22 protein-coding genes, 1 tRNA gene and 1 other RNA gene are annotated in these 22,687 nt (G+C 66.0%); 9 read left to right on the plus strand and 15 right to left on the minus strand.

The window, feature by feature from the left end:
- Positions 1 to 8 precede the first annotated feature (8 nt).
- Positions 9 to 1,202 carry a hypothetical protein gene (locus B1756_RS07330; protein WP_086887949.1) on the minus strand — a complete coding sequence of 398 codons (1,194 nt, stop codon included), beginning with the start codon at positions 1,200 to 1,202 and terminating at the stop codon, positions 9 to 11.
- A gap of 337 nt (positions 1,203 to 1,539) precedes the next feature.
- Positions 1,540 to 2,532, minus strand: coding sequence for a hypothetical protein (locus B1756_RS19365; RefSeq protein ID WP_086887950.1), 993 nt, complete (start codon positions 2,530 to 2,532; stop codon positions 1,540 to 1,542).
- Positions 2,533 to 2,677: 145 nt separating this feature from the next.
- Here B1756_RS19365 and uvrB point away from each other — a divergent pair, with 145 nt between their 5' ends.
- Positions 2,678 to 4,738: an excinuclease ABC subunit UvrB gene (uvrB, locus tag B1756_RS07340; RefSeq protein ID WP_086890086.1), complete on the plus strand. Its 2,061-nt coding sequence runs from the start codon at positions 2,678 to 2,680 to the stop codon at positions 4,736 to 4,738.
- 49 nt (positions 4,739 to 4,787) lie between these two features.
- Here uvrB and B1756_RS07345 read toward each other — a convergent pair whose 3' ends face one another.
- Entirely contained in the window at positions 4,788 to 5,270 is a 483-nt protein-coding gene (locus B1756_RS07345; protein ID WP_086890087.1) for a GNAT family N-acetyltransferase, read from the minus strand.
- Between the two features lie 144 nt (positions 5,271 to 5,414).
- Here B1756_RS07345 and B1756_RS07350 point away from each other — a divergent pair, with 144 nt between their 5' ends.
- Positions 5,415 to 5,855, plus strand: coding sequence for a hypothetical protein (locus tag B1756_RS07350; RefSeq protein WP_086887951.1), 441 nt, complete (start codon positions 5,415 to 5,417; stop codon positions 5,853 to 5,855).
- Positions 5,856 to 5,925: 70 nt separating this feature from the next.
- On the opposite strand, the gene B1756_RS07355 is transcribed toward B1756_RS07350, so the two are convergent.
- The 5 genes from B1756_RS07355 to B1756_RS07375 all read right to left on the minus strand — a co-directional run bounded on the left by B1756_RS07355 (position 5,926) and on the right by B1756_RS07375 (position 9,988).
- Positions 5,926 to 6,402, minus strand: a complete 477-nt coding sequence (locus tag B1756_RS07355) for a GNAT family N-acetyltransferase (protein ID WP_086887952.1) — start codon at positions 6,400 to 6,402, stop codon at positions 5,926 to 5,928.
- Positions 6,403 to 6,484: 82 nt separating this feature from the next.
- Positions 6,485 to 6,781 (minus strand): SUI1 family translation initiation factor, encoded by a 297-nt coding sequence (locus B1756_RS07360; protein ID WP_086887953.1) that lies wholly within the window; start codon positions 6,779 to 6,781, stop codon positions 6,485 to 6,487.
- Positions 6,782 to 6,860: 79 nt separating this feature from the next.
- A complete protein-coding gene (locus B1756_RS07365; RefSeq protein WP_086887954.1) occupies positions 6,861 to 7,337 on the minus strand; it encodes a gamma-glutamylcyclotransferase family protein in 477 nt (158 codons plus the stop codon).
- Between the two features lie 95 nt (positions 7,338 to 7,432).
- A complete protein-coding gene (locus B1756_RS07370; protein WP_086887955.1) occupies positions 7,433 to 8,125 on the minus strand; it encodes a DUF4013 domain-containing protein in 693 nt (230 codons plus the stop codon).
- A 69-nt stretch (positions 8,126 to 8,194) separates the two neighbouring features.
- Positions 8,195 to 9,988: an excinuclease ABC subunit C gene (locus tag B1756_RS07375; RefSeq protein WP_086887956.1), complete on the minus strand. Its 1,794-nt coding sequence runs from the start codon at positions 9,986 to 9,988 to the stop codon at positions 8,195 to 8,197.
- 97 nt (positions 9,989 to 10,085) lie between these two features.
- On the opposite strand from B1756_RS07375, the gene B1756_RS07380 reads away from it, so the two are divergent.
- Entirely contained in the window at positions 10,086 to 11,081 is a 996-nt protein-coding gene (locus B1756_RS07380) for an ornithine cyclodeaminase family protein (RefSeq protein ID WP_086887957.1), read from the plus strand.
- A 13-nt stretch (positions 11,082 to 11,094) separates the two neighbouring features.
- Here the strand turns inward: B1756_RS07380 and B1756_RS07385 are convergent, their stop codons facing one another.
- Complete coding sequence (locus B1756_RS07385) at positions 11,095 to 11,883, minus strand: YqjF family protein (RefSeq protein ID WP_086887958.1); 789 nt, start codon at positions 11,881 to 11,883, stop codon at positions 11,095 to 11,097.
- Positions 11,884 to 12,187: 304 nt separating this feature from the next.
- Between B1756_RS07385 and B1756_RS07390 the strand changes: the two genes are divergently transcribed.
- Together B1756_RS07390 and B1756_RS07395 are read left to right on the plus strand one after the other, a co-directional pair.
- The gene (locus tag B1756_RS07390; RefSeq protein WP_086887959.1) at positions 12,188 to 13,090 is read left to right on the plus strand and encodes a transcription initiation factor IIB; all 903 of its coding nucleotides are present in this window, start codon (positions 12,188 to 12,190) and stop codon (positions 13,088 to 13,090) included.
- Between the two features lie 85 nt (positions 13,091 to 13,175).
- Positions 13,176 to 13,946: a protein-L-isoaspartate O-methyltransferase family protein gene (locus tag B1756_RS07395; RefSeq protein ID WP_086887960.1), complete on the plus strand. Its 771-nt coding sequence runs from the start codon at positions 13,176 to 13,178 to the stop codon at positions 13,944 to 13,946.
- Between the two features lie 297 nt (positions 13,947 to 14,243).
- On the opposite strand, the gene B1756_RS07400 is transcribed toward B1756_RS07395, so the two are convergent.
- The 4 genes from B1756_RS07400 to B1756_RS07415 all read right to left on the minus strand — a co-directional run bounded on the left by B1756_RS07400 (position 14,244) and on the right by B1756_RS07415 (position 19,642).
- A complete protein-coding gene (locus tag B1756_RS07400; RefSeq protein ID WP_086887961.1) occupies positions 14,244 to 16,409 on the minus strand; it encodes a bacterio-opsin activator domain-containing protein in 2,166 nt (721 codons plus the stop codon).
- A 168-nt stretch (positions 16,410 to 16,577) separates the two neighbouring features.
- Complete coding sequence (locus tag B1756_RS07405) at positions 16,578 to 17,594, minus strand: histone deacetylase family protein (protein WP_086887962.1); 1,017 nt, start codon at positions 17,592 to 17,594, stop codon at positions 16,578 to 16,580.
- Between the two features lie 7 nt (positions 17,595 to 17,601).
- Complete coding sequence (locus tag B1756_RS07410; protein ID WP_086887963.1) at positions 17,602 to 18,033, minus strand: histone family protein; 432 nt, start codon at positions 18,031 to 18,033, stop codon at positions 17,602 to 17,604.
- Between the two features lie 136 nt (positions 18,034 to 18,169).
- Positions 18,170 to 19,642 carry a single-stranded DNA binding protein gene (locus B1756_RS07415; protein WP_086890088.1) on the minus strand — a complete coding sequence of 491 codons (1,473 nt, stop codon included), beginning with the start codon at positions 19,640 to 19,642 and terminating at the stop codon, positions 18,170 to 18,172.
- Between the two features lie 266 nt (positions 19,643 to 19,908).
- Between B1756_RS07415 and B1756_RS07420 the strand changes: the two genes are divergently transcribed.
- The 3 genes from B1756_RS07420 (at position 19,909) to B1756_RS07425 (ending at position 20,985) form a co-directional block, all read left to right on the plus strand.
- Positions 19,909 to 19,981: transfer RNA gene (locus B1756_RS07420), tRNA-Arg, on the plus strand.
- 607 nt (positions 19,982 to 20,588) lie between these two features.
- Positions 20,589 to 20,744 carry a hypothetical protein gene (locus tag B1756_RS19585; RefSeq protein WP_186336513.1) on the plus strand — a complete coding sequence of 52 codons (156 nt, stop codon included), beginning with the start codon at positions 20,589 to 20,591 and terminating at the stop codon, positions 20,742 to 20,744.
- A gap of 19 nt (positions 20,745 to 20,763) precedes the next feature.
- A complete protein-coding gene (locus B1756_RS07425) occupies positions 20,764 to 20,985 on the plus strand; it encodes a hypothetical protein (RefSeq protein ID WP_086887964.1) in 222 nt (73 codons plus the stop codon).
- A gap of 57 nt (positions 20,986 to 21,042) precedes the next feature.
- Here B1756_RS07425 and rnpB read toward each other — a convergent pair.
- Positions 21,043 to 21,497: RNase P RNA component (gene rnpB / locus B1756_RS07430), an RNA gene on the minus strand.
- A gap of 160 nt (positions 21,498 to 21,657) precedes the next feature.
- On the opposite strand from rnpB, the gene B1756_RS07435 reads away from it, so the two are divergent.
- Positions 21,658 to 22,257: a TIGR00296 family protein gene (locus B1756_RS07435; RefSeq protein ID WP_086890089.1), complete on the plus strand. Its 600-nt coding sequence runs from the start codon at positions 21,658 to 21,660 to the stop codon at positions 22,255 to 22,257.
- A 99-nt stretch (positions 22,258 to 22,356) separates the two neighbouring features.
- Here B1756_RS07435 and B1756_RS07440 read toward each other — a convergent pair whose 3' ends face one another.
- Positions 22,357 to 22,620: a hypothetical protein gene (locus B1756_RS07440; protein ID WP_086887965.1), complete on the minus strand. Its 264-nt coding sequence runs from the start codon at positions 22,618 to 22,620 to the stop codon at positions 22,357 to 22,359.
- Positions 22,621 to 22,687 lie beyond the last annotated feature (67 nt).

Below are 22,687 nucleotides of genomic sequence, written 5' to 3' on the forward strand. Positions count from 1 at the left end.
CCGAACGGTCAGAGCATCGTCGGGATGTTCCCGTCGAGTTCCCTGAGATCGCCGTCGATCGGTTGGGCCAGACTCAGGTCCAGGGGGGAGACCGAGAAGGTCAACCGAAGGTCCGCTCCGCCCTCGGTGAACGTGAGTTTCTTCTGGTCGTACTCCGCGTCAGAACCAGCCTTCAGCGGCACGCGAATTGAACCCCAGCCAAGAAATCGATTTTCGTCGGACGGTCGTCGCTGTACGAAATCGCCCCGGACGACGAGGTAGGGATCACGTTCGTCGACGTTTTCGACGGCTTCGTCCGGAAACTCGATCGTTACAGGTGTATCGATTGCCGTCGACGAGCCGTCGGTCAGGGAGATGGCGTCGTCCTCCTCGAGGTCCCAGATTTCCCAGGTGGAGTGTCCTCGTGGGGTGATGTACTCGTCTTCGTCGTAGATCCCTCTGGCACTGATTTTGCCGTAGACGTCCATATCACCCGACGTTGTGGTCAGTTCGAAGTCGTGAATTCGAACGTTCGGGAGCGCAGTGCGGTCGGTTTCTGCATCGTCGGATTCCGATTCGTCGTCGTCTTCGACCGCTTGGTCGTCGTCGGGTTCCGATTCGTCGTCGTCTTCGACCGCTTGGTCGTCGTCGGGTTCCGATTCGTCGTCGCCGTCGTCACTGTCGCCCGATTCGTCCGCTTCAGCGTCGTCGTCCGGTTCGTCAGCCCCATCGCCGGGAGCGTCGTCGGTGTCACCGTCTCCGGTCGAGTCTCCGCTGTCGTTGGTCGGGTCGGCCTCGTTCGACCCCTGGTTCTGTTGGGCCGTCCCATCGTCGTCGGCAGTCTGCCCGCTGGTCTCTTCCGACGGCGTCGACTCACCACCGTCACTCCCGGCGTTCGTCGAGTCCCCAGACGCTCCGGTGGAATCCTCGGCGTCGCCATCGTCGGGCGCTGCAGGCTCCCCCGACGCGCCGTTTGCCGACGCAGGATCGGTTCCAGCACCACTAGCATCGACTGGGTCGTTCTCGGCGTCGCCATCGAAGGAGATTTCGATTCCGTCGCTACTGACCGTACACCCGGCCAGCGACACAGCACCCGTCGATGCGACGGCACCGAGCAGCTGTCGCCGATCGAGTCCCTCGGCGTCGCTCGTCTCCCTCGTCGCCTCCGCAGAGCCGTCTCGAGTTTTCGGCTCCTCCAGTTCGAACGCGTCGTCGTTCGTCATCGTCTCTCAGTGAACGTCCTCACACAGACCCGATAATTGTTTTCTGCAGAATAATACAGTGATGAAACATCTCGTGTGCGAGTTCCAGTCCCCACCACATACGAAACGCAGACACCGGCAGCCGGCTCGAGGTTCGTACCAGACACCCTCACCCCACGAAATCGGCAGCTCGAGACGAGGTCGCGGTAGCGCCGTTCGGCAGTGTTGGCAATAAATTTACTATACTGTCGTGCAGTCGAAACGGAGAGGTGTCGATCACACCACGGCGATGGCTTGCGATCCCAGTAGTGGCTGGACGACGGCGAACGTCGGGGATATCGTCACCGCTCGACGACGGTCAGCGTCTCCAGTAGGTCATCGGCGGGTCCGGCCGGCCGACGAAGCAGTAGCTGGTGAACCCGTAGTGTTCGATGATCGCTTTCGCCGTCTCGGCGTTCTCCTTCTCGTCGAAGATCAACAGCGCGCTCGATCCGGACCGGATGCGCCACCGACCGCCGCTGATCGAGTCGATGGACAGGTTCGTCGGATCGACGTTGATGCAGTCCTCGCTGAAGCCGGGCGAATCTGAGGCCGACGGTGCGGAGCCGTCGACGAGCCAGTAGGTCATCGGCGGGTCCGGCCGGCCGACGAAGCAGTAACTGGTGAACCCGTAGTGTTCGATGATCGTTTTTGCCCTCTCGGCGTTCTCCTTCTCGTCGAAGATCAACAGCGCGCTCCTCCCGGACCGGATGCGCCACCGACCGCCGCTGATCGAGTCGATGGACAGGTTCGTCGGGTCGACGTTGATGCAGTCCTCCGAGAACGTCGGTTCGGGGTCGCCATCGTCCTCTCCGTCTGCATCCGAATCGTCAGACGCGTCTTCCTCGTCATCCGCTCCATCTTCGCTCCCCTTTTCTTCCTCCTCGTCATCCGCACTATCACCGGCCTCTTTATCCGCGCCATCGTCCTCTCCGTCCCCCTCCTCGTCATCCGCGCCGTCTCCGCTCTCCCCTCCCGCTCCTCCGTCATCCGCGCCGTCTCCATCGCCGGAATCGGGGTCCGTCGAGCCGGCACCGTCACCGGAATCGGGGTCCGTCGAGCCGGCACCGTCACCGGAATCGGGGTCCGTCGAGCCGGCACCGTCACCGGAATCGGGGTCCGCCGGGTCGTCACCAAAGGAGATTCTGATTCCGTCCTCGTCGATCGTACAGCCGGCTAGCGCTACGGTCCCCGCCGATCCGGCGAGGCCGAGGAGTCGTCGACGATCGACATCCCAGTCCGACGATCGTTCACGGTCGTCGGTCGCCCCCACGTCACTGTTCGCCTCTTCCCGGGTCTCGTCTTTCGTCATCGATCGAGTGACAGTCACGCTGAACGATTATGAGCGTATGCTGTGATTCGTTACAGTCAGCCAGATATCACGTCTGTGGGGTGGGAGTAGCCGATCGACGACCAAGCGCATCCGTCAAGTGGCTGCGCTGCCTACCGACGATACCGTGAGCGACACCCAGGGACCACTCCAGCCGGACCGTCCAGACGTCGATCGGCCGTTCGAGGTGGACGCCCCGTTCGAGCCCGCCGGCGACCAGCCCGAGGCGATTTCTCAGTTAGCAGAGGGGTTCGCGTCGGGGATGGACCGCCAGACGCTGCTCGGCGTGACCGGGTCCGGGAAGACCAACACCGTCTCGTGGGTGATCGAGGAGGTCCAGCAGCCGACGCTGGTCATCGCCCACAACAAGACCCTCGCCGCCCAGCTCTACGAGGAGTTCCGGAACCTGTTCCCGAACAACGCCGTCGAGTACTTCGTCTCCTACTACGACTACTACCAGCCCGAGGCCTACGTCGAACAAACTGATACCTACATCGACAAGGACGCCTCGATCAACGACGAAATCGACCGGCTCCGCCACTCCGCGACCCGCTCGCTGCTGACTCGAGACGACGTCATCGTCGTCGCCTCGGTCTCTGCGATCTACGGCCTCGGTGACCCGCGAAACTACGTCGACATGTCGATGCGACTCGAGGTCGGCGAAGAGGTCGGCCGCGACGAGTTACTGAAGGGGCTGGTGGACCTGAACTACGAGCGCAACGACGTCGACTTCACGCAGGGCACCTTCCGGGTTCGGGGTGACACCATCGAGATCTACCCGATGTACGGCCGCTACGCCGTCCGCGTCGAACTCTGGGGTGACGAGATCGACCGTATGGTCAAGGTCGACCCGCTCGAGGGAGAGGTCAAAGGCGAAGAGCCAGCAGTGCTCGTTCACCCCGCAGAGCACTACTCGATCCCCGACAGCAAACTCGAGCGGGCGATGGAAGAGATCCGCTCGGACCTCGATTCCCGAATTTCGTACTTCGAACGCAAAGGGGACCTGATCGCCGCCCAGCGCATCGAGGAACGGACGACGTTCGATCTCGAGATGATGGCCGAGACGGGCTACTGTTCGGGCATCGAGAACTACTCGGTCTATCTGGACGACCGCGAGTCCGGCGATACGCCCTACACCTTGCTCGATTACTTCCCGGAGGACTTTCTGACGGTGGTCGACGAGTCCCACGTGACGCTGCCGCAGGTCCGGGGTCAGTACGCTGGCGACAAGTCCCGCAAGGACTCGCTGGTCGAGAACGGCTTTCGGCTCCCCACCGCCTACGACAATCGACCGCTCACCTTCGAGGAGTTCGAGGCGAAGACCGACCGGACGCTGTACGTGAGCGCGACGCCGGCTGACTACGAACAGGAACAGAGCGAGCAGATCGTCGAACAGATCGTTCGCCCCACTCACCTCGTCGACCCGAAGGTCGAGGTTTCGCCCGCCACCGGACAGGTCGACGACCTGATGGACCGGATCGACGAGCGCATCGACCGCGACGAGCGGACCCTCGTGACCACCCTCACGAAGCGGATGGCCGAAGACCTCACGGAGTACCTAGAGGAAGCAGGCGTCGACGTCGCCTACATGCACGACGAGACGGACACCCTCGAGCGCCACGAGATCATCCGCTCCCTTCGGCTAGGGGAGATCGACGTCCTCGTCGGGATCAACCTCCTGCGGGAGGGACTTGACATCCCCGAGGTCTCGCTCGTGGCGATCCTTGACGCCGACCAGGAGGGCTTCCTCCGCAGCGAGACCACCCTCGTCCAGACGATGGGCCGGGCGGCGCGAAACGTCAACGGCGAGGTCGTCCTCTACGCCGACGGGCCCTCGAACGCCATGCAGTCTGCGATCGAGGAAACCCAGCGCCGCCGCCGCATCCAGCAGGAGTACAACGAAGAGCACGGTTACGAGCCGACGACGATCGAGAAGGAAATCGGCGAGACCAACCTCCCCGGGAGCAAGACCGATACCTCCGACGTCTCCGGGCGCTCGCTCGAGGACGACGACGAGGCCGCCCGCTACGTCGCCGACCTCGAAGACCGGATGCAGGAAGCCGCTAGCAACCTCGAGTTCGAACTCGCCGCGGACATCCGCGACCGCATTCGCGAGGTGCGCGAGGAGTTCGACCTCGCAGGCGGTGACGAGGAGGAGGGAATCGCGCCGCCGAGCGAGGAGTTCTGACTCGACGTCGATCCCCGCCAAGCGACGCCGCTCCGACTGGCTCGACACCTCACAGCTCGAGGGTGTACACCGCCTCGGTGTGCGTCTCGTCGCCGAGTTCGACCTCGGCCTCGTCGGTCTGCTCGAACCCGAGATCCTCGTAGAACTCGCGGCTCGCGTCGTTGGACTCGAGGTCGATCGCACGCATTCGATTCATGTGGAAGTCTTCCAGGTCCTCGCGCAGGCGTTCGTGAAGTGCCGTGCCGATCCCCTCACCCTGGTGGTCGGGGTGGACGTACATCCGGAGAACGTCACCTTCGTCCTCGCTGACGACGCCGTGGGTGAAGCCGACGAGTTCGCCGTCGCGCTCGGCGACGAGGACGGCCGTCCCCGGCCTCTCGAGGGCCTGCTCGAACGGCTCGTCGCCGTACCAGTCGTCGATGATCTCGTCGATCAGGTCCGACTCGAGCTCGTCGTAGGTGTCGTGCCAGGCGTCGCGAGCGACGGCCCGGATTCGGTCGCAGTCGTCGACGGTGGCTGGTCGGATCTCCATGCGCGCGAGTACGTAGTCGAGTGCGAAAATGGTTCCACCGACCCATGTCGGCACGGTCGTCTCAGCTGCGGTGTCCACCTCACCACAGGCAAAACGAAGCTTTCGAGCTGAATATTCAAGAGGCGGGCCTGCGAACGGTGACCGATGAACGCGGTTCGCGAGGCGACGAGTCGGTCCACCTCGGCCACGAGGGAGCGCCTCGCGCTCCACACGGCCGCCGGCCTGACGGTCACGGCGGTCGGGATCGTCGCCTACCAGGTGCTTACCGTCGGCTACGGCGACAGTTCGCCCGTGTCGGTCGGGCTAGGACTCGGTCTCCTCGCACTCTCACTCACCGCCGGTGTCACGCGTCGACTCTGGCTCGTCGCTGCCGGGTACCTCGCGGCGATTCCGCTGTTACTGCTGTTCGCCGTCGGGTTGATGATCCCGATGGGAGACCCGACCCCGCCGCCGTGGGTGATAGACGCCTGGTGGCTCTCCATCGTCGTCATGGTCGCCGGCATCGCCGTCGCCATGCTCGCGATCAGCTACCACGTGGCCGTCAGGCTCGTCGACTACCGGAGCCGGACCGCGCAGGCCAGATGAGTCGCGCTGGCTCGAGCACCGCTCTCGAGCCGCGAGGCGGCAGTGTCCACGCTACGCCGCGACGAATCGCTCAGAGCTCGAGTGCGTACACCGCCTCGTCGTAGGACTCGCCGTCGATGACGACCTCACCACTGTCGGCGCGTTCGAAACCCAGTCCCTCGTAGAATCGGCGGCTCGCATCGTTGAACGCGAAGTCGAGCGCGCGAACCTCGTCGACGTCGTGGGCCTCGAGTTCCGCGAGCAGTCGCTCGTGTAACTCGGTACCGATCCCCTCACCCTGGTGGTCTGGGTGGACGTACATCCGGAGGACGTCCGCGCGCTCGCCCTGGGCGACCGCGTGGGTGAAGCCGACGATCTCCCCACCGCGTTCGGCGACGAGGACGACGGTCCCGGGGGCCTCGAGGGGCATCGAGTCGTCGGTGTACCAGTCGTCGACCGTCCGGTCTATCACTTCCGACTCGAGTTCGTCGTAGGTGGCGTGCCAGGTCTCCCGGGCGATAGCTTTGATCGCGTCGAAGTCGTCCGCCGCCGCAGATCGAACGGTCATGCTCCCACCTTGTCAGGGGAACGATAAAGTGACTTCGCCCGACAGATCGTCGCCCCGGCTCGAACGTCGCGAACCCGTCTCCTCACGTCCGCACCTCGAAGCCGCGGTCCCGGAGCAGGGCCGGGACGCGGTCCTGGTGGTCTCCTTGCAACTCGATTCGTCCCGAATCGACCGTCCCGCCCGTCCCGAGTGACTGCTTTAGCTCCGAGGCGAGTGACTCGACCTCGCTGTGCTCGAGGTCGAACCCCTCGACGATCGTCACCGGCTTGCCGTACCGGCGGCTCTCCATCCGGATCGAGAGAACCTGCTGGGCGGTCTCGAGGTCGTGCTGGCTGTCGAGTTCCGCGAGGAGGTCCTCTAAGTCGTCGTCGCTGGACATGGGTGAGAGTCGGTCACACGCCGGGGTGAGGACACACCTTGCGCTCGCCGGTCGGCTGTATTCGCACTGGAGACACCGGCTAGTCGCGGTCGGTATACGCTCGCCAGTCACCCGACGTGACGACCGGTGCGTTCTCGACGTCCCGGTTGTAAACGTAGGTCCAGGCGTCGACAGGCGGCTCCTCAAGGCGAACCAGCTGGCGGACGTACAGCGATCCCGCTGGATTCGCCGGAGAGTAGCCTTCGTAGGCGTCCAGCTCGTGAACGACGGTCTCGTCGTCGACGCGGTACAGTTCGCCGGTGACGAGAGTGTCGCTACGGTCGGCGTCGGGCGCACCGTCGTCAGTGGTACTCCCCTCGGCGTCTCTCACCTCGGGCTCGAGAACCAGCCCCGGGTACTCACCGAGGTCGTAGAGGAGGCCCTCGAGTGTGCACTCGCCGACGTAGGTCAGGCGGTCCTCGAGGCCGAATTCGACGTATTTCTCGGAGCCGCGTCTGAGCGTCCCGTACAGCACGATCGGGCGCACCGACGTGGGTTCTACGGACTCTCCAGTCATGCGTTCTGGTCCGTGCCGGTGACCCAACCCCCGGTCCGAAAAACGTGACGGTCAGGACAGGTCGAGAAGCTGGAGGTACTGGTTGCAGGCGGTACTCAGGGTGCCTCGATCCGATTGTAGACGCGTCCCCAGAGAGCGGCGTCGATAGCGTACCAGTAGAAGATGATCAGCGGCCAGATGACGATCCAGCCGACGATCGTCAGCAGCGAGACGGTCATGAGGAACACAGCGACCAGGAACCCGATACCGTTGATGACCAGCACGTACAGCAGAAGTCCGATCGCGTAGGTCCGGTGGGTGAGCAACCGCTGCAGTCTCCCCGTGTCGTAGGCTCCGAACCAGGAATCGCTCACCGCGTAACTGAGGTATATGGATGGGGCGACGTACGCGAACGCGAGCGCGACGAGGACGTTCAGCAGCCAGTGGATCTCACCGGTCACGAAGAGGAGTAGCCAGTAGACGATCAGTACCGGGATGAACACGACGAGCAGTCCGAGTCCGTCGACGAAGATGTCACCCCAGTCGTCGAACGCCGGTGGTTCGGGCTCACCGCGTATCGCCGCCCGCGTCAATCGGACCATGTACCCAGCGACGAAGAACGCGGGGATGATGAGGATTGAAAACAGCGTGAAAACGGTCCCGATCAGGAGTGGTTTGAGCCCTCGCCGCGAGGGATAGCCGATCGCAAAACGAAGTAACCCCTCCTCCGGGCCGGGGCCATCCGGCGGGCCAGTCGCCCGCTCGTTCGCACCGCCAGCACCGCCTGCGCCGGGAGTCTGTGAACCCATATCGTTCGAAACGCACTCGTCAGTGAAAAATAATGCAGTCTCGAGCGCTCGAGCGGCCGGCCGGGTGCTCTAGAGCCGGGATTTGATCGTCTCGGCCGTCTTCTCGCCGACTCCGGGGACGCTCTCTAAGTCCTCGAGACTCGCCTCGCGGACGTTCTCGACGCTCCCGAAGCGCCCGAGTAGCCGCTTTCTGGTCTCGGGACCGACGCCCGGCACGTCGTCCAGAACGGTCGCGACCTCGTCGCGGACGGTCTGGTGGTACTGGACCGCGAAGCGATGGGCCTCGTCGCGAACGCGCTGGAGCAGGTGGAGGTGCGGGGCGTCACTCGGCCACGAGAACTCCCGGTCGGGCGTGATCACGCGCTCTTCGGCCTTCGCCAGCGCGATGGTGGGCACCTCCCAGCCGACTTCAGCCAGCGCGTCACGGGCCGCCTCGAGCTGGCCCGCCCCGCCGTCGATCACCAGCAGGTCCGGGTCCGGGCGGTCGTCTCGACCCTCGACCGCGCGGGTGGCGCGCCACTCGAGGAGGGCGCGCATGTTGTCGTAGTCGTCGTTCTGGTCGGTGAGCTTCTTCCGCCGGTAGTGGGCCTTCTCGGCGCTGCCGTCGACGAACGTGACGTTGCTGCCGACCGCGGCCGTGCCCTGGGCGTGGCTCACGTCGAAGCCCTCGATTCGTCGTGCGGCGTCGAGGGAGAGCGCATCGGCAAGCATCCCGCACTCGTCCCGTCGCCCGACGTTTCGCCGGGCGTTTTTGAGCGCGAGTTCGACGAGTTTCGCCTCGCGGCCAGCACCGGGGACCCGAACCGAGACGCCCTCGGCTGCGAGCCAGGCGTCGACCTCGCTGTCCCCGTGACGCTCGGGCAGGAGGAGCGCGTCGGGCAGGTCACGTTCGGCGTAGTACTGGACGATGAAGGCCGCGAGGACGGCCGGCACGCCACCCACGTCGGCCACGCCGCCGTCCGCGCTGGTCCCCGTCGAATCGGCGCTCGAGCGCGCGACGCCGCCCCCGGGTGCCTCGAGCGTGTGGCGATCCCGATCGACCAGCTTCCCGTTCTCCGCACGCAGGCGGGCGACCGTGGCGTCCTCGCCCTCGATGGCGACGCCGAGGACGTCGACTGCGCGCTCGTCGCCGACCGACTGGACGGCCTCGCCGCCCTCGCCGTGGAAGGTCTCGACGGTCTCGAGTCGGTCCCGGAGGTTCGCCGCGCGCTCGAAGTTCTGTTCGGCGGCGGCGGCTTCCATCTCGCGGCCCAGCGGATCCGCGAGGACGCCGGTCTCGCCCTCGAAGAAGCGTTCGACAGAGGTGACGTCGTCGGCGTAGCTTTCGCGGTCGATCTCACCGGTACAGGGAGCTGTACAGAGCCCCATCTCGTAGTCGAGGCAGGGGCGGTCGCGGTTCGCGTACTTGTGGTCCGAACAGCCGCGGATGCCGTAGGTCTCCCGCAGGGCCTTCACGACGGTGTCGACGGCCCCCTTGCTGGTGAACGGGCCGAAGACGGTCGCCGACTCGGCTGGATCGCGCGTGACCTCGATCCGCGGGGCCTCGTGGTCGGTCACCTGGACCATCGGATAGGACTTGTCGTCCTTGAGCCGGACGTTGTACCGCGGCTGGTGGCGCTTGATCAGGTTCGCCTCGAGCAGTAGCGCCTGTGTCTCGGTGTCGGTGACGGCGATCTCGACGTCGTCAGCGCGGTCGACCATCCGCCCGATGCGGGCACTTCGCGGGTCGGCGTAGGAGGTGACCCGACTCCGCAGGTCGACTGCCTTCCCGACGTAGAGCGTGGTCCCGTCGGCCCGGAACTGGTAGACGCCGGGCTCGCGCGGTAACTCCCGTGCACGCTCGCGAACCGCCTCGGCGTTCATCGGCGGGCCTAGGTGGTCGGTGGGTTTCAGCCTGACGTCACCGATCGGCCACCAGACGGACAGGGAGGCTAAGTAGTCGCCGGCAAAACGCGAGAGTATGACCAGAAACACGCTGTTACTCGACCGATCGACCGTGGAGGCCTACGCGGAGCCAGCGGCGGTCGTCGACGCCGTCGAGCAGGCGTTCGCTGCGGCTGCCGACGGCGACGCGATCCAGCCCGCCAAGTCCTACGTCGAACTGCCCCAGTACAACGGCGACTTCCGGTCGATGCCGGCCTATCTCGACGCCGGTGAGTGGGACGCCGCCGGGGTGAAGTGGGTCAACGTCCACCCCGACAACCCCGCCGACCACGACCTGCCGACGGTGATGGGGACGATGCTCTACGCCGACCCCGAGACCGGCGTCCCGCTGGCCATCCTCGACGGCACCGCCCTGACGATGGCCCGCACCGGGGCGGCCGCCGCCGTCGCCACGAAGTACCTCGCACGCGAGGACGCCTCGAGCCTCGGCCTCGTCGGTGCCGGCGCACAATCGTACAGCCAGCTCGAGGCCATCGCGACGGTCCGGGCGATCGACGAGGTCGTGGTCGCAGATCAGGACGACGAGCGCGTCGCGGCGTTCCTCGAGCGCTACGACGGCCGGTTCGACGTCCGGGAAGGAGACGTCGCCGACGCCGTGGCGAGTGACGTGGTCTCGACGGTGACGCCCGTCCGGGAGCCGATCGTCGATCGGGCGGCCGTCGGCGAGCACACCCACGTCAACGCCATCGGTGCCGACGCGCCCGGAAAACACGAACTCGCGGACGACCTGCTCACGGCGGCGACCATCGTCATCGATGACCACGAGCAGTGCACCCACTCCGGCGAGATCAACGTCCCCTACGCCGAGGGCGTGCTGACCGACGCGGACATCCACGCCGAACTCGGCGACGTCGTCGTCGGCGACGCGCCGGGCCGGACCGACGAGACCGGGATCACGGTGTTCGACTCGACCGGGCTCGCCATCCAGGACCTCGCTGCCGCCCACGTCGTCTACGAACACGCACTCGAGGGCGAGGAGGGTCGTGACGTCGACCTCTACGGACTCGCGTAGCCGTCTCGAGGGGTCAGACTCGCCGGGGAATCGCCGCCGTCATCTCGAGGTCGTCGCAGTAGTGGACGATCGGCTCCCCTTCGGGACGGGGGAGCGGCTCGATTTCGAAGAGCGCGTTCTCGTGGATCGTCGCGGTCGCCGGCTGGAGCGGCCACGGCTCGTGGGACACCTCACCGACCAGCATCGATCCGCTCGAGGGGGCGAAAAAGCGTCTGCGTTCGACGAGCCAGTGGGCGAGGCTCCCCGGCTCCGGACGGGACGGCTCGCCCGTCGCCTCGTAGGTGATCGCGAAGTGGGCGGGGACGTCCGCTGGCGAGTCGGGCCCCTCCGTGCCGCCGACCGTGCCCGGCCGCGCCGGGGTGCGACTCACGAATCCGACGCGGTCCTCGCCGGCACCGACCGTCATCCGGGCGTACTCGACGGGCATTCGGGTGGTTCGGCCGAGCATCGCCGCGAGCCACGGCGTCCCGAGTTCGATCCTGAAGAAGTACACTCCCGGGTCCTCCCGCCACCGAACGTAGGTCCTGACGTTCAACTCCGCGACCGCCGTCCGAAGGAGCGACGGCGTCCCCCGGAGCCCCGCGTTCACGAACACGAACGGGAGGACGCCGATCCAGGCGTTCCCGTCGTACGTCTCGAGGGTCAGTTGACCGGGGAGGAGCGCCTCGAGTGCCGCCGGATCGACCGGCCAGTGGACGAACGCGCCGTGTCGCCACGTCGTCGACGCGACGTGGGGGCCGATGCGGTTTCGAGGCCGGGTCGATTCGACTCGACGTCGCTGTGCAGAACGGGGATCGGTCATCGCGAGCCAGTGGGGACCCAGTCTACGACGAGAAGACTCATAAAACGGACAGGCACCCCTCAGAACCGATGATATCCACGAGATCGACGACCTCCGGCGACCCCTCGAACGCCCCCGGCGCCGTCCGACGACCGTGGACGAGCGACGATCGCGGACTCGAGTCTGCGCTCGACCCGGTTCCTGACAGTGGCAGATCCAGCCGATTACGGCCGGTCGCCGTCGGTTCCTGCCACAGGAAATTAATTACATAACCAACAGATTAAATATAACTGCAACCATAGGAAGTCGCAGATAGAGATTTCCAATGGGCGACCTGGACGCGTCCGTGAGCTGTCCCGAGTGCGAGGGCAGGGTACGGGAAACGGGGACCGAAACGGTGTGTGAACGATGTGGCCTCGTCACGGGAGAACGAACGATCGACCGGGGGCCGGAGTGGCGATCCTTCGGCGACGAGGTGAGCGACCGGCGTCGAACCGGCGCACCGCTCACGCGCTCGAGACACGACCGCGGCCTCTCGACCGAAATCGGCTTCGGATCGGGAACCGACTCGAGTTACGACGGCCGAATCACGGGCCGCAAGCGGCGACAGCTCGCACGCCTCCGCCGGGAGCACAACCGGGCGCGAATCTCGACGAAGGCGGATCGAAATCAGGTCTACGCGTTCGGCGAGATCCGTCGAATCGTCACCGGCCTCTCGCTTCCAGACGGGATCCGCGAGCAGGCCTGCGCACTGTTCGACTCCGCCCAGTCGGAAAACCTGCTGCAGGGCCGGTCGATCGAAGGCTTCGCCGCCGCGTCGATCTACGCCACCTGCCGTACGCGGGACATTCCCCGGACCGTCGGCGAGATCACCGCCATCGCCCGTGCCGACGACGACGAATTGAAGGTCGCCTACGACGCCCTGAATCGGGAACTCGGGCTCCCGACTGGGCCGATCGATCCCGGACAGTACCTCCCCCGGTTCGCCTCAGAACTCGAGGCCGGCACCCACGTCGAACGGCGCGCTCGCGATCACGTCGAGACGCTGCTCGACGAGCGCCTGATCGGCGGGCGAAATCCAAGCGGCGTCGCCGCGGCCTGTCTCTACTACGCCGCCGGCGAACGCGAGGAGTGGCCGACGATCACGCAGGCCACAGCCGCCGAGGTCGCCGACGTCGCACCCGTCACGATCCGGTCGACAGTCAGGACGCTCGAAGAACACGGGTGAGCCGCTATCGGCTTCCGGCGGACGGTTCGATCAGGCGCGCCCACGGAAGCGCGAGATTCTTCCCGCTGGATCGGGTACCGACCGTATGGACCCCGCGGTACTTCGAGACGACATGGTCGACGGCCTCGAGTCGCCACCACGCGAGGTGATCGAGAGCGAGGCCGTCGCCGAAGCGATGCGGGCGGTCCCGCGTCGTCTCTTCCTCCCGGACGACCGGAACGCCTACGCCGACAGCGACCACGAGGTCCGCGGCAGTCGCATCCTCGCCCCCAGTACGGTCGCCCGCCTGCTCGAAGCCCTCGCACTCGAGCCCGACGACGACGTCCTCGTCGTGGGCGTCGGCGTCGGCTACACGGCCGCCGTCTGCGCCGAGATCGTCGGCGAGACGAACGCCCACGCCGTCGACATCGCCCGCCCGCTCGTCTTCGACGCCCGAGAGAACCTCGAGCGTGCCGGCTACGGTGGCGTCCTCGTCGACTGCCGAGACGGCGCGAACGGGCTCCCGGAGTACGCCCCGTTCGACCGCATCCTGCTCGAGGCTGCCGTCGCCGAGTCGCCACGAGCACTCCGCGAGCAACTCTCGCCCTCGGGCCGACTGGTCTACCCACGACTCCGGGACGCACGGGGCCAGCGACTCGAGGTGCAGACGGCCGCCGGCGAGCGGTCCCCGCGCGGGATCGTCGAGTTCGATCCGTTGCTCGTCGCCGGCGAACAGACGGGTGCAGTAGAGCGAAACCGAACCGCGCGAGAGGACCGGGAGTTCGCTGCGCGACGTGCGGAGTCCCGGCGCGGCTGGGAACAGGAGTGGATCGAGTGGGACGCCGGTAGTCGTCGCTCGAACTGGCCCTCGCGGTGAGTCGGAGACGCCGTCGGTATTTCCAGAACGCCACAATCGCTCTGCAGGAGAAAAGTCGGCTGCGGCGACGTGACTGACGACCGCCATCGACGACGCAGACGCTCGTGGACCAGTCGTCGAGCAGTGCCAGTGGCAATCGCTCTCTGAGAACGTAGTGTCTCGCGAAAGTGGGGGTGGGGGATTGGGGGTGGCGACAGTCTATCGCGAATCGCCATCGTATCCTAAGGACGGGGAGGGATTAACGATACTTCCTATCTGTTTAGTACACTTCTCGAACAGGTGCTAAACAGCTAGAGGTCACTCGAAGACCAGCTCCACGAGCTTTCGCTGGGCTGCTCGCAAGTGGTAGTGATACGTCGGCGCCGAGATGTCGAGTGCGTCGGCAAGTGCCTCGCCCGTGCTCTCGCGTGGCCACTCGAAGAAGCCGCTGTAGTGAGCGGCCTGCAGTGCCTCGAGTTGGCGCTCGGTCAGGCGCTCCTCGAGGTAGGTATCTAGCTGTTCGGCTGAGCGCATCCGAGTGGTCTCACGCTTTGCAACCAGTTCGGTCTCGGGGAAGACCTCCCGGAGGGCATCGACCAGCGATCGCGTCTCGGCCGACTGTGTAAGCTCGAGGACGAGTCGCGACCCCTCGTCGTCTGCGGTCGCCGTCTGCAGTCTCGCGTCGTAGGAGCGAAGCACCTCGAGCAATGGAATCGCGGTCATCGTCACCTCGTAGAGGCGCTCGTCGTCCCCGTCGGAGACGAGCGATACGCCGTCGACGGCCGCTCGCTCGTCGGCGAGACCAGTGAGATCGACCGACGCCGACGTGCTGAGGAAGGCAACGATCCGGTCACCGCGGTCGAGGACGCCCTCGACGGCGACCGAGCCCGGGACGCGCGCAGCGAGCTGGTTGAGCAACAGGCGCTCGTCGCGACACTCGAGTTCGAGCTGGAGGTGGCCGTCGGCGAGCATGGCGCGCGTCCGTTCGACCGACCGGAGCGCGTGTCCGATCGTCTCGCCGAGTTCGACGAACACGTCGCGTTCGGCGTCGGCGATCGAATCGACGCCGCCGACGTGGACGACGAGGACGCCGTACTGGCGCTCGTCGGTCGACAGCGGAACGCCCGCGACGGTCTGGAAGCCGTGGGTCAGCGCCTCGGACCGGCGACGCTCCCAGTGGTCGTCCTCGAGGACGTTCCGGACGACCTGGACCCGTTCCGACTCGAGGACGCGGTCGATCAGGCGACGTTCGGGCGCGCCGGGTTCGCGGACGCGGTCGACGTAGGTCGCGTCGACGCCGGCCCAGGACCGCGGCTCCGGTGGGTCGTCCGCCAGCGTGGCGATCCAGGCGAACCGATAGCGGTCGGTGTCGGCGAGGCGATCACAGACGATCGACTCGATCTCAGAACGGGTCGACGCCTGCGCGATCCCGTGGTTGATCTCGCGGACGATCTCGTTGATGTGGTTGAGCCGGGTCAGTTCCTCGTTCTGCCGGGTGAGCGTCCGGTCGTGCTCTCGCAGGAGGAGTTCACGCTCGGCGCGGTCGAGGGCCGCCTCGGCGTTGGCCGCGAGCACGTGAAACAGCTCGGTCATCAGCTCGTCGAACCTCACCGCGGCGGTGCCGACGACGATCGCGCCGTGGGCCCCGAGCGGAACGACGAGTTCGCATCGAACGGCGGGCCCGGACCCGGTGATCGACCGGCCATCCGCGACCGTCGCGGATTCACCAGCGGAGAACGCCTCCCAGATTCGACCCTCGCCGCGCTCGAACCGTCGCGGCGGACCCGCCGCGTCACCGGCGGTCGACGTCGACGCCGCGCGCTCGAGCGCGCCCGTCTCGGGGTCGAACGCGTAGGCCACCGCGATCGTTGCATCGAGGATCTCGCCAGCGGTCTCGACGGCGTGGCGGTAGATCTCCGTCTTCGTCTCCGCACGCATCAGCCGGCGAGTGACGTCGTGGAGCGTCTCGACGGTCCGTTCGTATCCCTCTGCAGCATCCGGCGGGCCCGACTGCGCTGACGACGGAACCGGTGGGTGTGTCGGCTGAGACGCGGCCGAAACCGCAGCCTCGAGCTGATTTGCCAGCAGTGCAAACTGGTCGTACTCTCGAGCGGCGTCGCGGGTACCGGCACCGTCTCCAGCCCCACCCGGACCCATCTCGAGGTCGAGCACGAGGGTCGCACCGGCCTCGATCGCTCCACCCGAGCGTTCGGACCGGGACTCGCCCCACGTCACGAGGAGGCAGGGCACCGACGGGGCACACTCGGCACACCGCTCGGCCAGCACGTTCCCCGGTGGCTCGCCGCGCTCGGCGTCGGCGACGAGACAGTCCACGGCACCGGTCTCGAGTCGGTCGAGGGCCTCGGTGCCGTCGGTTACGGTGTCGACGGCGAATCCGGAGTGGGCGGTCTCGAGTCGGTCGGCGACGTGGTCGGCGATGGACGGGTCGGGGTCGACGACGAGGATGGCTATCGAGTCGTGCATAGATCGAGGGTGCGGTCTCGGGCGTCGCGGTCGGCGACCGATCGCGACTGGTTATCACCTCATTCAGTCAGGATTACTAAATAGTTAGTATCGGGCCAGCACGGTCGCTGTGCAGCGGCGGGTTCGCAGTCGTACCGGTCCGTCGACGTAGCGTCATCCGGACTCGCGTTACAGATCAATCTCGAGTTCGTGCGCCCTGAGCACGTCTTCGAGGGCAGACTCGGGACGACTCTCGATGTCCTCGTCCGGTTCGATCGGCTCCCGGCCGTCGAAGGTCTCGTGGACGATGGCGACGCTGTCTGCCAGCACGTCCAGGCCGTAACCGCCCTCGAGGACGAACGCGAGGGCGGCATCGAGGTCGTCGGCGAGCGAGCGCATTCGATCGGTCATCAGAGCGTAGGCTTCCGTCGAGAGGCGAATCCGGGAGATAGGATCGTGGCGGTGGGCGTCGAACCCCGCACTGATAATCAGCAAGTCGGGACCGTAGGCCTCGAGTGCGGCCGTGATCGGCCCCTCGACGGCGGCGAGGTAGGCGGCGTCGCTCGTCCCGGCGGGCATCGGGAGGTTCATCGTCGTCCCCTCGCCCGCCCCCTCACCGGTCTCGTCGACGGCTCCGGTCCCCGGGTAGAGGCCACGTTCGTGGATCGAGACGAAGAAGACGTCATCCCGGTCGTAGAAGATATCCTGCGTGCCGTTGCCGTGGTGGACGTCCCAGTCGAAGATGGCGACCCGGTCGACGTCCTCGCGGTCTAACGCCTGCTGGGCGGCGACGGCGACGTTGTTCGCGAAGCAAAAGCCCATCGCGTCGTCGGGAACGGCGTGGTGGCCCGGCGGCCGACCGATCGAAAACGGCGTGTCGCGTCCCGTCGCCCCCTCGAGCGCTTCCTCGATCGCCCAGCAGGCGAGGCCGGCACTCTGACAGACGGCGTCCCAGGTCTCTTCGACGGCGACGGTGTCCGGGTCCCAGTTACCTCCGCCGTCGGCGCAGAACTCCTCGACGGACTCGACGTACTCGCGGTCGTGAACTCTCGAGATCTCCCCCACCCCCACCGGGTCGGCCTCGACGTAGGACACGCCGTGTTTGGTCTTCAGGCGCTCCCGGATGGCCCGCAACCGGTCCGGTGCCTCCGGGTGGCGCGGACCGGGGTCGTGTGCGAGACAGGTCTCGCTGTAGCCAAACTGCATCTCACTCTCACTCGAACAGCGAGAAGTACGTCTCGATGTCGTCGTCGGTGATGGTTCGACGATCGGCGTGGCGGGCGAGGATCGCTGCCGCCCCGGCGACGTTGTCCGCATAGTCCTCAAGGATGTCGGCGAGGGCGATGCGGGCGTCCATCGAGACGCGGTATCGGTCGTCGATCTCGATCCTGGCGATGCGGTCGACCGGTGCGACTGGCAACTCGAGGTCGTCCTTATCGACGACCTGTTCGACGCCGAAGTCCGCGGCCATCAGCGTCTTGCGCCCGTCCGCAGTCGCGCGTTCTGCGGCGTCGACCGCCAGCTCGCTCCCGTGTTCCTGGATCCGCGTCGCGAGTTCCCTCGACGCATCGGCGCTCACCCGAAGATCGCCCGCGTTCCGGCGGATGATCGTATCGACCGGGGCGAACGGGAGTTCGACGTTCATATCATGATAGGCGAAGCTAACTCCCTTAACGCTTTTCCTAGGCGCTCGATGAGGTTTCTCGCGGCATCTGAGGAACGGATCCGTTCAACTCGTCGAGACGTTCACACGAAACCGATACTGATGGGTGGCCCGTCGATCAGAACACGTCCGTCGCCTCGAGTCGCCCGTCCCGGACGACGCCGCGGGCGGTGACCTCCTCGCCGAGCCCGACGTCGGCGCTCGTCACGACCGTCATCGTCGTCTCGCCGTCGTCGAGAACGACCGGATCACCGGCCTGAACGACGACGCCCGTGAACTCGAGTTCGTCGCCCTCGTCGGGGTCGTCGAGCGTCGCTGCATCGGCGGCGTCGGTCTCCGGCTGGGCGCTCGAGGTCGCATCGGTGTCGGCTCCCGCGTCGTCGGCCGCACTCGAGCCCTCGCCTTCCTCGTCTCCGAACGCCGAGAGCCCGGTCGACTGGCCGTCGTCGGCACCCGCGTCACCGTCGGTACCAGTGCCGGATCCGCCGTCGGAATCGAGCACCGTGATCGTCGACTGCCAGCCCGCAGACGCCTCGAGGTCGTCCTGCCAGCCGTCCTGGATCTCGACGTCGCCGAGGGCGACCTCGTCGCCCGGCCCGAGGTCGGCGTCGGCTTTCTCACCCCACAGCGCGACGCGAATGTCGCCCGTCGCGTCCTGCACGCGGACGTTTCGAACCTGCCCTTCCGAGCCGTCGTCGCGGTCGAACGTGCGCTTGGGATCGGCCGAGCGAACGACGCCCGCGAGGTCGACCGTCTGGCCGATCTCGAGTGCCTCGATCGGCGTGCTCTCGGGGACGTACTCGACGTCAGCCTCGACTTCCTCGACCGTCCCGCGGTTGCCAACGTGCAACTCGAGGTTGCCGTCGCGTTCCCTGACGTAGCCGTCGACGACCTCGACGGTCGTGCTGGGCTCGAGTTCCTCGGCGAGGTCGGCCCGTTCGTCCCAGAGGGTCACGCGAACGCGTCCAGTATCGTCGCCGAGGGTGAGGTTCGCGACCTTCCCCTCGGAGCCGTCGTCCCGGTCGAACGTCCGGACACTGTCGGTGTCGAGGACGACGCCCACGAGGTTCACGTTCGAGAGACCGAGCGAGAGGTCCTCGACGCGGTGGGTGTCCGAGACGGTGACGTCGATCTCGGTCTCGTCGTCCGGTTCGACGTCGTCGACGCTGACCTCGACGCCCGAGAAGCCCTCCTTCGGCCGGCCCGCGATCTTCAGCACCTGTCCTTCCTCGAGTTCGGAAACGGCGGCCTCGGCGTGTTCGTCCCAGAAGGCCGCCCGGATGGAACCGGTCTCGTCTGCGACCTCGACGTTGACCACGCGGCCGTCCTCGTCGTCGCCGTCGCGTTCGAAGGTTCGCAACTCGCCGATCGAGACCACCTTGGCGACGAACTTCGCCTCTTCCATCCCCGGCTCGACGTCGGCGACCCCACCGACCTCGCTCTCGCCGATCTCGTGAGCGACGAGCATCGCTGCCGTCTCCTCGTCCGCGAGTCCACCCATCTGCTCGACTTTCGCCTCGACGGCCTCGCGAAACTCCTCGAGGGAGACGTCAGCCTCGAGGTCCTCGTAGACACCCTCGATGTCGCTCATACTATCCTCGAGCATGCATAGCCCGCGCATAAGCGTTGTCCATTCGGCGTCCGTTCGCGCGAGACGACAGGGCTCGAGGGCCATCCGAAACGGCGACGATCGGGTCCATACGGCCGTTCGCCGCGCCTTCCTATTTCAACCCCTCGCCTCGGCAGCGACGATCGCTGTCGGGCGTCACAGGCGCGGCGCTCGAGGCGTGCCAGCCGTCGGCACGCCCGCCACCCTTTCGAAAGGGCTTTAATACTCAGCCGGCTACGAGTAGATGAGTCCTGATAGGGTAGTGGACTATCCTCTTGGCTTGCGGAGCCAGGGACCGGAGTTCAAATCTCCGTCAGGACGCTCACTCTTTGCGAGTGCTTCACGTTGTTCAGCACTCGCTGCATCGTTCGGTCCTGACGTGCCCAACGCTCGCTCGCGCTCGCGTTGGACTCCGTCAGGACGTTTTCGGAGCACTACGCGACGAGCGCAGCGAGGAGTCTGTGCTCCGAGAACTCCCCGGAGATTTGAACACGAGAGTCGCAGCCCGCGCAGGGCCGAAGGCCCGAGCAGGAACGTCTCTCACCTGTTCAAATCTCCGTCAGGACGCTCACTCTTTGCGAGTGCTTCACGTTGTTCAGCACCGCTGCATCGTTCGGTCCTGACGTGCCCAACGCTCGCTCGCGCTCGCGTTGGACTCCGTCAGGACGTTTCTCTGCAACACAATACCGCGAACGTAGTGAGCGGTCTGTACTGCAGGAAACTCCCCGGAGCGACACTGGAAATCCCACGTACCAGTGCCGGAACGAGACCCCGAAGGAGACACACGTCCGGCCAGTTCGTCGTACTGTCTGAGTAACGTCGTAGTTGGCGCATACTGTTGTTGCTGGCAGTATGTCCGGGCTACTGACCGCAATTAATATACTTTGGAACAATGATGATGGGTGGAGTCGCCGTATCGTGAAGCACAATGAGCACTCACGAAAGCGGGACCGAGAAAACCGTCGCCGTCTGTCCGGAGTGTGGCGAGATGTACGTCGCCCACGCCCAGCCGAACGGGACGATTCGCCCCCTCGGCGTGACCGAATGTAGCTGCGGCGAAACAGACCTGCAACCGATACGATAACGACACGGGTTCGATACCGATGTACGCCCCCGACGTCGATCCGATGGATCCACGCGTACTGGAACGAAACTACGACTATGCGCAGCGAAACGTCCGCCTCCTCTCGAGGTGGTACGACCGCGAGATCGACGAGATGGTCGAACTGCTGGCGCGACACGGGATCGAACTCTCGAGAAACGACCGATTGCAGTTCGGGTTGTTCTATCAGGCGATCCGGGAGTCATCCGACCGACTCGAGTGACGGCGCGAGAGCGGAACGCAGCGTCGCCTCGAGTGTGGCCACTCGAGTACGAAAAGCGGGTGAGAGGAGTAAGCCCCCTTCTGTTCGTCCCGGCATTCGGCTGAGCGTCCGCGCCGTCCGCGGCCTCGATGCGGCCGCGGGGCGTTCGGGCTACCACGGTGCGGACTTGCACCGGTGAGGGTTCGCCGTTCCATCGATCCTCGGCCGTCAGTCCACAGTCGACCGTGTCGGACACGGTCTGCGGTTTCGAACCGCGAGTTTCGACTGCGGGCCCGTCAGCGGGTTCACTCCCCTTCCTTGCGGTCGGGTTCGCGCGCATCATCGGTCGGGCCGAGACGTGTCGTTTCTGTTCCAGAGCCAGTGGTCTCCCACTCCGGACTTGCGTCCGGTCACCTGCCCGAACAGGTGGGGGGACTTTCCTCGCGTGCGTGGGACGACTCGAAGAGTCGGCCCACGCTGAACGAGCGCGTCGTCACCGACACACTCGCCGCGGCGGCCAGGCTCTCTCTCCCAGCCGAAGTAGGTGCTGGCCGCGAATAAGTCACTCGGTCGGCTGGCTCGCGGCGAGTGGCCGCGTCGCTCAGAAGCATAAACCAACACCCGAAGTATGTAGGTACTCGCGGCTCGAGTCAATGGAAGCGTTTTAGGAGCGGTATTCCCATGTACACCTGTATGTCCCAGCGACAGGGCGTCGACCTCTCTTACGAGGACGGTGCGCGGGCGGTCGAACTCGCGCGCGAAGCCGTCGAATCCTACGTACAACACGGGCAACGAGAACAGCCGGGCAGCATGCGCGAAGCCTTCTACGAGCGAACGGGGGCGTTCGTTCGACTCGAGTCTACGCGCGGCCGCGGAAGCCTGCGGGGCTGTGCCGGCGGCTATCGATCGGGTGAGCAACTCGGGCACGTGATCGTCGACTCGGCGATCGAGGCCGCGAGCGAGAACTCCTGTGGGTCGGAAGTGACACCCTCGGAGCTGCCGAACCTGACCGTCTCGGTCTGTGCCGTCCGGAACGTCGTCCTGACGGACGATCCGCTGGCGGATCTCGAACTCGGTACCCACGGCGTCGCAATCGACGCCGGCGAGGGCGGCTGGCTCTACCCGACAGTGCCGGTCGAAAACGGCTGGACGGAACGGGAGTACCTCGACCGGACGTGCCGGAAGGCGAAACTCGCGCCGGGGGCGTGGGAGGACGACGACGTGATCGTGACGCTGTTCGAAGGGCAGGTCTTCCGCGAGCGCGAGGCCGACGGCAGCGTCGAGCAGGTCTGAACTCGAGCGACGAGAGTGTTCTCGTAGGGGTGGCGGTCACCGTGCCAGCAGAGACCTCACTGCGTCTCGCTGCGGATTCGCTCGCCGGGCAATCGTCGGTCAGTCTTCGCTCAGCGACTCGAGCGTCGTCTCGATCAGGACGGTCGTCGCCTCGAACCAGAGCTGGAGAGCGATCCACAGCGCCACGGCAGCGACGACGAGAGCCGCGACGAGCACGCTGTCGGGCCCCACAAGCGACGAGAGGAGACTCGAGAGGACCGACCACGCGTACAGCGAGCCGATAGCGAGGACGACGAGGCGAAGGCCGAGCCAGTTCGCGAGTTCGACCCCCGACGTCGTCGGGTTCGGGCGAAGTGCAGCCATGCGTAGAAGTAATTGTGGAGCGTGATTATCGTTCTGGAAATATCGATCACTGACTCGAGCCGATGTG

It is taken from the genome of Natrarchaeobaculum aegyptiacum, assembly GCF_002156705.1.
In the GTDB taxonomy this organism is placed as follows: domain Archaea; phylum Halobacteriota; class Halobacteria; order Halobacteriales; family Natrialbaceae; genus Natrarchaeobaculum; species Natrarchaeobaculum aegyptiacum.